Origin of the sequence: Erysipelothrix sp. strain 2 (EsS2-6-Brazil), assembly GCF_016617625.1 — a bacterium.
Classification (GTDB): domain Bacteria; phylum Bacillota_I; class Bacilli_A; order Erysipelotrichales; family Erysipelotrichaceae; genus Erysipelothrix; species Erysipelothrix piscisicarius.
This window is the reverse complement of record NZ_SBAR01000016.1, coordinates 16,841-27,533: the sequence shown is the minus strand read 5'-3', so window position 1 is coordinate 27,533 and position 10,693 is coordinate 16,841. Positions and strand designations below refer to the sequence as shown.

Annotated in this window: 10 protein-coding genes; 3 read left to right on the top strand and 7 right to left on the bottom strand. The window is 36.9% G+C overall.

The annotated features are described in order from the left end of the window. Positions 1 to 320 precede the first annotated feature (320 nt). The 3 genes from EPJ89_RS07975 to EPJ89_RS07965 all read right to left on the bottom strand — a co-directional run bounded on the left by EPJ89_RS07975 (position 321) and on the right by EPJ89_RS07965 (position 4,048). Positions 321 to 2,177: a heavy metal translocating P-type ATPase gene (locus EPJ89_RS07975; protein ID WP_200549459.1), complete on the bottom strand. Its 1,857-nt coding sequence runs from the start codon at positions 2,175 to 2,177 to the stop codon at positions 321 to 323. 150 nt (positions 2,178 to 2,327) lie between these two features. Further along, positions 2,328 to 3,140, bottom strand: coding sequence for an aldo/keto reductase (locus EPJ89_RS07970; protein ID WP_200549457.1), 813 nt, complete (start codon positions 3,138 to 3,140; stop codon positions 2,328 to 2,330). After that, entirely contained in the window at positions 3,137 to 4,048 is a 912-nt protein-coding gene (locus EPJ89_RS07965; RefSeq protein ID WP_125163823.1) for a patatin-like phospholipase family protein, read from the bottom strand. Before EPJ89_RS07965 ends, EPJ89_RS07970 begins: the two co-directional genes overlap by 4 nt. A gap of 114 nt (positions 4,049 to 4,162) precedes the next feature. On the opposite strand from EPJ89_RS07965, the gene EPJ89_RS07960 reads away from it, so the two are divergent. The 3 genes from EPJ89_RS07960 to EPJ89_RS07950 all read left to right on the top strand — a co-directional run bounded on the left by EPJ89_RS07960 (position 4,163) and on the right by EPJ89_RS07950 (position 7,319). Then, positions 4,163 to 5,416 (top strand): DNA recombination protein RmuC, encoded by a 1,254-nt coding sequence (locus EPJ89_RS07960; RefSeq protein ID WP_161636942.1) that lies wholly within the window; start codon positions 4,163 to 4,165, stop codon positions 5,414 to 5,416. Between the two features lie 117 nt (positions 5,417 to 5,533). Beyond that, positions 5,534 to 6,517, top strand: coding sequence for a D-isomer specific 2-hydroxyacid dehydrogenase family protein (locus EPJ89_RS07955; RefSeq protein WP_161636941.1), 984 nt, complete (start codon positions 5,534 to 5,536; stop codon positions 6,515 to 6,517). Between the two features lie 82 nt (positions 6,518 to 6,599). Further along, entirely contained in the window at positions 6,600 to 7,319 is a 720-nt protein-coding gene (locus EPJ89_RS07950) for an HAD family hydrolase (protein ID WP_161636940.1), read from the top strand. Between the two features lie 355 nt (positions 7,320 to 7,674). Here EPJ89_RS07950 and alr read toward each other — a convergent pair whose 3' ends face one another. From alr to EPJ89_RS07930, 4 genes are read right to left on the bottom strand one after another with little or no spacing between them, the layout of a single operon-like run. Further along, positions 7,675 to 8,745 carry an alanine racemase gene (gene alr, locus EPJ89_RS07945; RefSeq protein ID WP_125163826.1) on the bottom strand — a complete coding sequence of 357 codons (1,071 nt, stop codon included), beginning with the start codon at positions 8,743 to 8,745 and terminating at the stop codon, positions 7,675 to 7,677. Beyond that, positions 8,745 to 9,155, bottom strand: a complete 411-nt coding sequence (locus tag EPJ89_RS07940) for a hypothetical protein (protein WP_125163827.1) — start codon at positions 9,153 to 9,155, stop codon at positions 8,745 to 8,747. The genes alr and EPJ89_RS07940 overlap by 1 nt, the downstream gene beginning before the upstream one ends. Positions 9,156 to 9,172: 17 nt before the next feature. Further along, on the bottom strand, positions 9,173 to 10,117 hold the full coding sequence (locus EPJ89_RS07935) for a dipeptidase (RefSeq protein WP_161636939.1): 945 nt from the start codon (positions 10,115 to 10,117) through the stop codon (positions 9,173 to 9,175). Continuing rightward, complete coding sequence (locus tag EPJ89_RS07930) at positions 10,101 to 10,613, bottom strand: GNAT family N-acetyltransferase (protein WP_200549455.1); 513 nt, start codon at positions 10,611 to 10,613, stop codon at positions 10,101 to 10,103. Before EPJ89_RS07930 ends, EPJ89_RS07935 begins: the two co-directional genes overlap by 17 nt. Positions 10,614 to 10,693: the final 80 nt, after the last annotated feature.

Here is a 10,693-nt window from a genome sequence, read left to right as displayed (position 1 = left end):
TCTCTTTTTAACTCTGACGAGTTTTGTTTATTTATTTATCCGTATTTCTTTTTGAAATTGACGTTTCCTGTTTAGTTTTCAAAGACCATTTTCTGCACTCGGTTTCCCTTAGCGCTTGTATATAATACCACCCTCTTTATCCACCGTCAACACTATTTTCACTTTATTTTAAGTTTGTTCTTAAATAATTTGCATATGTGATTTTAAAGTTTTGTTTGGTTATTTTAAGTTTGTTCTTAAATAATTTGCATATGTGATTTTAAAGTTTTGTTTGGGTGCTTTTAAGCAATAAAAAAAGGGGAATATCCCCTTTAAACCACTTAATCATTTATTTTTATTTCTTTCAAGAGTCTTAAACTGTTTAAAATCACTAGAATTGTACTTCCTTCATGACCAACTACACCAAGTGGAAGTGATATGCGGTCAAAGAAGTTGGAGATGACTAATAGAAGAATGACACCAATTGCGAAGCCAACATTTTGAATTACAATCTTTCGAAGTTTTAAAGAGAGTTCGATAGCATATCGGATTCCGGTGATATCATCTTTAACCAGAATAATATCTGCAGCCTCCATTGCTATGTCGGTTCCACTTCCCATTGCAACCCCAATAGTTGCATTCGCAAGCGCGGGCGCATCGTTAATTCCATCTCCGATCATTACAACGGTTCCATATTCTCGTTCCAAATCACGAATAATAGTTGCTTTTTCATCCGGAAGACATTCCGCAATAATTTTTGAGACGCCAATTTGAGATCCAATATTCTCTGCTGTTTTCTGGTTATCACCTGTAATCATGACTGTCTTGATATTATTTTTGTTTAACCAACGAACCAAAGATAACGCTTCGGGACGAATTACGTCCGTCAGACCAAGCACACCAATAACATCTCCATCTTGTTGGACGTATACAAGACTATTCCCTCTTTCTGCAAATTCAAGTCCTTTGTCTGTAACAATTTGATCTTCTGAAGTCATATGGTCGAGTTTACCGATTCGATATTCTTTTCCTGCATAAACCCCTTTAATTCCATACCCTGCAATTTCTTCAACATTGTTTGCGGATGGATACTCTTCGATTTTTAATTCATTATAAAGACCTGTTACTACCGCACTCGCAAGTGGATGCGTTGAGTACTGTTCAATTGCAATGATCGCTTCACCGACCTCACGCGCATCAACATCATCAATATAGAATATATCAGTTAACGATGGTACACCCTGCGTTAATGTTCCGGTCTTATCAAAAGCAACTGCTTTTGCATCCATCATGTTTTCAAAATGGATACCGCCTTTTACCAATATACCGCGCTTTGCACCGTTTGAAATTGCCGATAAGGTTGCAGGTGTTACCGATGCAATAAGGGCACATGGTGATGCAACAACCAATAAAATCATTCCACGATAAAATGCCTCTTGGAACGATTGACCCATTGTGAGGATAGGAATAAGAATTACCAATAAAACAACAACCAATACAATACGTGCATAGTAATCTTCAATACGCTCAATAAAACGAGCTGTCTTTGACGGATATTGTTGTGCTTCTTCAACCATCTTCACAATTTTTTGAATAAGTGTATCGTTAACCAAAGTATTAACTTCAATGGTTAATGGATTCGAAATGTTGAGTGTTCCTCCAAAGACCATGTCTCCAACACTCTTTTCTTTAGGCATTGATTCACCTGTAATTGCCGCCTCTTCGATACTGCTTTGACCTTTGTAAATCATTGCATCAATTGGAACGGTTTCTCCAACAGCAACAATGACCTTACCGCCAATCTCTAACGCTTCGACGGGTACAACTTCAGTACTTCCATTTTTATTCATTCGTGTAGCTTCTGTTGGTTGCAGTTCCATTAAAGAACGAATTTCACGTTGACTACGGTCAAGGGTTAGCTCTTCTAGCGCTCCTGATAAAGAAAAAATAAATATTAAGACTGCACCTTCCATATAATAGCCGATTAAACATGCTCCAATAGCAGATAGAATCATTAAAAGTTCCACATTCAAATGTTTATTTTGAACTGTATCTGTAATCCCTTCTTTCGTTTGGTTATAGCCACCAATCGCAATTGCCAAAATTAATAGTACGTTGTTATTAAGTATTGCTCCTAGCAACAACAGAATCCCACAGATTATGGTTTCTTTTAAACTTAATAATGTTTCTTTCCACATAACTAACCCTCCAATAATAATGATAATGATTATCAATATATGTATATTATACCATCTTGAATTGATAAATCCACTCATAAGGTATAAGATTATTCATTCTTTAAATAAAATAATTCACAAGGTTGAATAAAAAAATAGAGCACATAAGCTCTATTTAATTTTATATTTATTAGGGTTCGTACCTAAATGTAGGTTTTCATTGTGGTTATTCACAACATCTACTTCAGCATTTGTTAATTCAAAATCAAAAATATCAAAGTTTTCTTCCAATCGCTCAAACGATTGCGTTTTTGGGAATACGATCCAATCTGTTTGTATCTGCCATCTTAATGTAATCTGTGCAGGTGTTTTATGATACTTCTGCGCTAACTTGACAATGGCTTCACTTTCAGAAACTTTATTACGAGCAATTGGCATCCATCCTTCGCACGCGATATTATGTCGATCGCACACTTTTTTTAATTCTTCCTGAACTAAATATGGATGACGTTCAATTTGATTTACCATCGGAATAACCGTCGCTTCTTCTAACAAAATTTCTAACTGTTCTACATTAAAGTTCGAAACGCCGATTGCCTTAGCTCTCTTATTCCTATAGATTTCTTCAAAAGCACGCCATGTATCACATGAGGCTGGCTGTGGCCAGTGGATTAAATAAAGATCAACATAGTCCAAACCAAGCTTTTTTAACGATAAATCAAAAGCCTGAAGTGCCGATTCATAGCCTTGATCCTCATTCCAACACTTTGTCGTAATAAAAAGTTCTTCTCGTGGAATTCCAGAATCTTTAATCGCACGTCCAACTTCCACTTCATTATTATAAATCATGGCAGTATCAATATGACGATATCCAAGTTCAAGCGCTTTTAATACAATTTGATATGCATCATCTTCCACCAAGCGATATGTTCCCAAGCCCAACATCGGCATCGTAGTTCCATTACGCAACTTTTTAAATTTCATGAGAGTCCTCCCAATTCTTCCTTAATTCGTTCCCAGAGTGTTTTTTTCTTTACGAGCGCTTTTATGTCATCCTTATGTTTTTCAATAACAAGATCCGCACGATCCATGGTAAAACGACCTTTACCAAGTTCAAAAACCCACACATCATCGAGCGGAACATTTATATGAATATCCGCTTTCTTCACAATATGATAATCTTCTTCAATCCGCATCAGATCCATGCAACGTGTCGCAATAGCCATCAGTGAATTATATTCATGAAATGACTCATTAGAATGCATCGTTACAGCGATTGTTTTGTCAGCACCATATGCCTCTACTAATTCGAGTGGCAGGTTCATTCGCACACCACCATCTACCAGCATATATCCCTGGTATTCCATTGCTGCTATCACAAACGGAAATGAACACGATGCACGCACCGCTTTAGCCAACGGAATATCCGTAACAATCTCCCACATTGGATCAAGCGTTTTAAATTCATTGGGATGTGAAACAAAGCAGATGATTTTCCCCGTGGTTAAATCAACAGCTGGAATCGCAAGTGGAATTTTCACCTCTGAAATATTATGTACCCCGATTTCATCAAGAACTTTTTGAAGTTCATCTTCGAGTTCTTGTCCATCCACATATCCACCCGTAAGTTTTTCTTTTGAAAATGGAAGTAATTTAAGGCTTGGCTTTGAGAAAATATGCTTTTCTTTAATATTTCGCTCTAATTTCAAAACAATATCCGTCAATTCATCGGAGGTTAATCCACAGGATACCAGAGCAGCAATTACAGAACCCATTGATGTTCCTGACACCATATCAATTTTTATGTTCTCTTCGTTTAATGCTCGAATAACAGGAAGTTGAGAAATTGATTTAACACCGCCTCCTGATAAAGCTAATCCTATTTTATTCATATTGACACCTCTATCCTTATTATACTATAAAATATTCGATCTATTCGATAAACGCATGAAATTGACACGGTGACGCTGAAGTGTCGTATAATAGTTTTAATTAAAGGAGCCACTATGACACAAATATTATTAATACTTATTATTGTACTTTTACTTATCCTTATATATTTGCAATTAAGTTTTCAACGAAATCCTACGAATCTTGACGACATTACCAATCAGGTCTCACAACTTAAAGATTTGGTAACACATCAAGCAAACAACGCAATGAATCAAATGGTTGCACTTGATTTTGAAAGTCGAGAGAAGACCTCTGATAAGTTTAATCAATTTACAGACCGAATAGATATCCGTTTTAATGACCTAACACAAAGAAATATTGTATTTGAAAAAGAGGTCAATCGCGCTTTAATCCTCTTTCACGACAAAATGAATCTTCAATTGGATCAACAGTTTACAAAACTCACAGAGAGTGTGGAAAAAAGATTACTGCTTATGGACGAAAAAGTAAACCAATCACTGGATCAGGGATTTAAAAAAACTAACGACACCTTCACAAATATCGTGGAGCGATTAAGTAAGATTGATGAAGCCCAAAAGAAAATTGATGCCCTTTCAGTTGAGATTGTTTCATTACAAGATGTTCTTACCGATAAAAAAACACGCGGAACTTTTGGAGAAGTGCAGCTGCATCAAATTTTAGCGTCAATTTTCGGGGATAAAAATGATCGAATTTACCAAATGCAGTACAACTTATCACCAGGCATACGACCTGATGCAGTTCTTTTTGCACCCGAGCCACTTGGTACACTAGTTATCGACTCCAAATTCCCACTTGAGAATTATCGACGTATGATTGATAAATCTTTGGACCCAAACCAACGACAAAATGCAGAACGACAGTTTGTTCTTGATTGCAAGAAGCATATTGATGCAATTTCGAATAAATATATCATTTCAGGGGTTACTTCGGATCAAGCATTAATGTTTGTTCCTGCCGAAGCTGTATTTGCTACCATTAACGCTTATCATTCGGACATCTTGGAATATGCACAAAGAAAACGTGTGTGGCTGGTTTCACCAACAACACTTATGAGCACACTGACGACAATTCAAACTATCCTCGTAAATCTCGAACGCGAAAAATATGCAAGTGTCATCCACGATGAACTCAATCGCTTGCACACTGAATTTGACCGTTATCGTTTGCGATGGGATAATTTAAGTAAACATATTGAAAATGTCAATCAAGATGTCAAGGATTTACACATCACATCTCGCAAGATATCCAGTCGCTTTGAGTCAATTTCTGGTGTGGATCGCGAAGCCCTCTCACAAACACAGATTGATAATCAACAATCGCAATGATAACTTTTATTGGTAGGGCATTTATGGGCGCCTTACACCCTTTCTGTCCTAATTTATTGTAGGATACACATGATGATGTTTTTACACGTCTAATAATTATGAAGGAGAATATTGAATATGAAATTAATTGCTTATGCTGTCCGCCCCGATGAAACGGAAGCGTTTGAACGTTATGCTAAAGAAATGAACATTGAATTAAAAGTTGTTCCTGCGCAACTTAGCAAGGATAATGCGTTAGAAGCTAAGGGTTATGAGGCAGTGGCTTTTCTCGGTAACTGCGATGCAAGTCGAGGCGTTCTTGAGATTCTTGCGCAGGGCGGGACAAAATACATCGCATCTCGTTCGGCTGGGTTTAATAATGTCGACATGGATGCCGTTCGCGATCTCGGTCTAAAATTCTCAAATGCAACGTACTCTCCCAATTGTGTTGCCGATTTTGCGGTAATGTTAATTCTAATGTCATTACGTAATATGAAAGCAATCATGAAACGTACAGAAATCAAGGATTATTCTTTAGCCGGTCTTCAAGGAAAAGAGATGCATAACATGACATTTGGTGTTATTGGAACCGGACGTATCGGATGTATTACTGCACGTAACCTCTCAGGGTTTGGTGGCCGTATTATTGGATATGACCTTTATGAAAATGATGCCATTAAAGATGTTTTAACTTATGTGGATCTTGAAACACTTCTAAAAGAAGCGGATGTCATTACACTACACGCACCGCTCTTTGAATCAACACACCACATCATCAACGACAAGCATCTTGCGCTTACAAAACCTGGTGTAGTAATTGTCAACTGCGCACGTGGAGAATTAATTGATACAGATGCACTCATTAAATATGTTGAAAACGGTCATATTGGTGCTGTAGGTCTTGATGTTCTTGAAGGTGAACTCGGCATCTTCCATAAAGACCACCGCTTATCCACACTGACAAATCACCAACTAACGTTATTAGAAAGTCATAAGAACGTTATTATCACACCGCATTGTGCTTTCTACACAGATCAAGCTGTATCGGACATGGTCGAGGTTGCCTTGCGCTCTTTGGATTCTTTTGTTAAAACAAATGAAAGTCCATGGGAGATTCAATAAATTCTATTTCTGAAAAGGATTAATCTATATTAATCCTTTTTCTTAACGTTTACCCTAACAATATATACCAAAAGGAGATTATATGAGTATATTTATCTTTGATATGGATGACACGCTCTACGATCAAATTATTCCATTTAAAAAAGCGCTCGATGACGCTGGATTTATTGACGTAAAAGATGTCCGTTCGTTATACATTCAAAGTCGTATCTACAGTGATTCTGTGTTTGAAGCAACCCAAAATGGCACAATGACAAACCTCGAAATGAGACGTTTTCGAATTCAAAAACCTCTCGAAGATATTGGAATCCAAATAAGTCCTGCCGAAGCAGATTTTTTTCAAGAACGCTACGCATATCACTTGGATCACCTCGAACTGCATCCTGCCATTCATGATTTATTCACTATCCTTAATAGTCGCAACATACCTTTTTATGTCTTAACGAATGGCCCTTCCGAACATCAATGGAAGAAAATTAAAGCCTTACGTTTGGAAGATTACATGCCTCATTCCCAGATCATTGTTTCCGGGGATGTCGGATATTATAAACCTTCCCGGGAAATATTCCAAGTTATTGAAGCACAACAAACTGGCTCTCTAATTATGATTGGCGATTCCCTCGCAAACGACGTTCTTGGCGCAAGAAATGCAGGATGGGAAGCTGTTTGGTTTAATCATCGGCGTCGTGATGGTTATTATGATGGTCTCACTCTATTTTCATTTAGTCAGATAAAGTCGTATGTTTTAAATTCCATAAATAAAGAAGCTGTGGGGCTGACCTCGGTTAATGGGACTCCTTAATAAGAACAGTCAATCCGCACGGAGTTCAATTTGGATCAAGAACGTAATCGTTTAAGTCTTGAAAGACCGAGCACTGATGAATCTTTGATGATGTTCAACACATTCTTAGTACACAAAGAAGGAAGAAAGAATCATTAAAACAGTATGGATATCACTCTCAACGATGGCTATCAGATAACATCACGCATATTGAGACGCGATACGTATCCTCTGGGAAAGAACACGGTTTCAAGCATTAGGCAGTATTTTAATCTTCAATGTTGAGTCACGAAAAACTGGGATTTATATCTTCGGTACATTACCGCAAGTTACAAATCCCAGTTTATTTTTTTAGAGTCCCCGTCTCGTTCCTCTTTTATTTTCTTTTGTCGATATGAACAATCTTTTTATTTTGAATATAATGCCGGGTAATACGTTCGCTAAGGGTTGATAGAAGTACGTACTTCGAAATCCCTGTAATGTTTTCTAGTTGCGCACAGGTTCTATGTTCACCAATCAGTTCAACGACATCACCCAAACAAACATGTTCATCAATTCGTATCATCGTCTGATCCATACATATTTTTCCTACAATCGAATACGGTCTTCCATTAATATACACCGGAACTAAATTATTTCTTACATCGAAACAATCAGCATAGCCTATTGGCATGGTTCCAAATAACTCTTTGGTCTCCACTTCATAGGTGTAATCATAACCAATTGACTCCCCTGCCTCGACCTCATCGATATGCAATATCGTGGAATGCAGAGACAGCACTGGTTTTAATACTGGCATATCCACTCGATACCCGTAGACCGCAAGTCCCATACGAAAACCATTTATGACTGAACTGTTTTTAATAATTGAAACCGGTGCATTCCCAACATGAACCCATTTAAAATCACGGTTCGATGTGGTGACAATTTTTTCAAAACGTGCTAATTGTTCACGTCCTTTTTCAAGATTTTCAGGGCTTGGAAAATGGGTGTAAATTCCTTCCAGTGAAACCTCACTCGATAGAATTTCTTCAATTTCTTGATTGTGTTTTATTCCAATTCGGTTCATGCCTACATTGATTTCTAAATGCAACCGCAGGTCGAGGTCTAACGTTTGAACTTTACGAAACCATTCAATTGAAGGAATGGTGTATACGAATTGCTCTTGATGATTTGATGCAATGAAATTTGGATCAACATAACTGAAAATTAGAATATCATGAAGGATTCCTTTTTCAACCAAACGTTGCGCCTCGTCGATTGATGAAACACAAATAAACGGGAGATTTTCTTCGATCATGATGCGACTGCATTCAACATCACCATGACCATAAGCATTTGCTTTTACAACACCAAAAAGCGACTTCCCTGTCACTTCTTTTATTTTATTAATATTGTATGAAAGATTGTCGAGATTTATCGTTGCAATCGTCTCTCTACCATCCATTAAATAATCCTCGAATAATTATAACTTATATAAATCGCTAGCAAACGATATGCAATCCATAAAACGGAATGAATCTCGTTTTGTGCTGCATACTTAAAGATAATTTGATAACTACTTAACTCGAAAAGGCCCGCAATTCCCATAACGGTCACGACATCACTAATGATGATTGCCAACAAAGTAAACAAGGCTGCGATAATCGAAAATTTCATTTGGACGCCACGACCAAATTTCTGAATCGCAAGTGCAATAAGATACCCAACACCTACAATAACTAATGAGAAGTTCGCAACTTTATTTCTAAAAATTCCTGATACAATTCCTAAGACTACTGCCGAAACTACCCCAACAAGTAGTGCTACATTAAATCTTTGTTTCTGTGTTAATGATCGTGTATTAAAGATTTCCATAATGGTTTCGTTCTCCTTTATATCATTTTATGATTAACATAATTAATAAAGTTATCATAAGCAATCGCATTTGTAAATTTTTCACCCAAGGTATTTTCGATTTCCAGAAGTAAATTTTGTGTTTTTGAAGCGTCTTCTAGATACTTGATTTTAGTTGCAATCCCATCAAAATCTGAACCAAGTCCAATTTGCTGCTCACAACCCATTTCTACTAAGTATTCTATATGACGTACTAAATCAGAAATTTCGGTTTCTTTTTCGTCATCGGTTACAAAAGCATCATAGTACACGACATGAATTGGAAAACCCCCTTCAAGCATACGTCTGATTTGATTATCATTTAAATTACGCCGATGGCTCGCAATAGCCTTCACATTTGAATGACTTGCAATAACATGCTTTGCACTATTAAGTACGTCATCAAAACCTTTTAAACTAATATGAGATACATCTACAAACAAATTTCGTTCATTGAGTTCTTCCACTACATTAAATCCAAAAGCAGTCAGACCTGCGCCACGTGGCTCACCAATTCCATCACATGCTAGATTCGCATCATTCCATGTCATCCCAATGGAGAGAACCCCCTCATCCAACAAATGCTTTACTTTTTCCATGTCATTTCCAACACAATCAAGACCTTCTAAAGTTAAAAATGTACCAATTTCATCCGACCCTAGTTTCTCGATATCACTAAAAGATCTTATTTGAACGACATGAGGTATTGTAAGCACACGATGTTTATATGCATCAATCTGTTCGAGAGCAATTTGATATTTATCATTAAAGTTTAAATCGGGATCTATAAAGATTGCCATCGCTTGAACTTTCGTATTGCTTGCTTTTAATTTTTCATAATTGACATCTAATTCATTTGAATCTTTAAAATTAAGTGATTGATCCTGTTGGAGTTTCAAAAGCACATCACAGTGCCAATCAATGATTTTATATTTTTTTGTCATACGCGAGTCTTTCTCCCCCATCTTTTAAAGTTATTCTACCACAAAGTTGGTATCCTGTTTTCATCAACAGTGCATTCATAGCAAGATTGTTTTTATGCGTATCGATTCGAACCACGGAAAAGCCTGCTTTTCCACAAGTGTTTTCTATCTGTTTAAGAGCATGTGTCGCAATTTTCTGACCATAATATGCTGGATGAATCGCAATTCGATGGATTACCGCATAGGGACCTTCTTCATTCCATTGCCCCTCTTCAATCGTATCATAATTTTCATCATTACCCAGTTGAAGCATCAAGGTTCCTACCAAATCTTGTTCCTTGAGAATCACAAAGCCATTCTCATTTTTGATATCGTTTCGTATGGTATCTTCGTTTGGATACCCATTTTGCCATTGATCAATACCTTTATCGCGAAACATCGCTTTAGCTTGTTCAATAATATGCATGATCTCGGGTAAATCACCAATTTTAGCTTTTCGTATCTGTATTGTCATCATAATCCCTCTTGTTTTCCTAGATATCTCGATTGAAATTCTTTCATAAATAAAGAATACTCTTAACCCTTAGATTTTGTTAT

Excerpts from the sequence above, each read along its gene's own strand:
- EPJ89_RS07960 (WP_161636942.1), top strand. The coding sequence starts at position 4,163 with ATGACACAAATATTATTAATACTTATTATTGTACTTTTACTTATCCTT.
- EPJ89_RS07975 (WP_200549459.1), bottom strand. The coding sequence starts at position 2,177 with ATGTGGAAAGAAACATTATTAAGTTTAAAAGAAACCATAATCTGTGGG.
- EPJ89_RS07970 (WP_200549457.1), bottom strand. The coding sequence starts at position 3,140 with ATGAAATTTAAAAAGTTGCGTAATGGAACTACGATGCCGATGTTGGGC.
- EPJ89_RS07935 (WP_161636939.1), bottom strand. The coding sequence starts at position 10,117 with ATGACAAAAAAATATAAAATCATTGATTGGCACTGTGATGTGCTTTTG.
- EPJ89_RS07940 (WP_125163827.1), bottom strand. The coding sequence starts at position 9,155 with ATGGAAATCTTTAATACACGATCATTAACACAGAAACAAAGATTTAAT.
- EPJ89_RS07930 (WP_200549455.1), bottom strand. The coding sequence starts at position 10,613 with ATGATGACAATACAGATACGAAAAGCTAAAATTGGTGATTTACCCGAG.
- EPJ89_RS07955 (WP_161636941.1), top strand. The coding sequence starts at position 5,534 with ATGAAATTAATTGCTTATGCTGTCCGCCCCGATGAAACGGAAGCGTTT.
- EPJ89_RS07965 (WP_125163823.1), bottom strand. The coding sequence starts at position 4,048 with ATGAATAAAATAGGATTAGCTTTATCAGGAGGCGGTGTTAAATCAATT.
- alr (WP_125163826.1), bottom strand. The coding sequence starts at position 8,745 with ATGGATGGTAGAGAGACGATTGCAACGATAAATCTCGACAATCTTTCA.
- EPJ89_RS07950 (WP_161636940.1), top strand. The coding sequence starts at position 6,600 with ATGAGTATATTTATCTTTGATATGGATGACACGCTCTACGATCAAATT.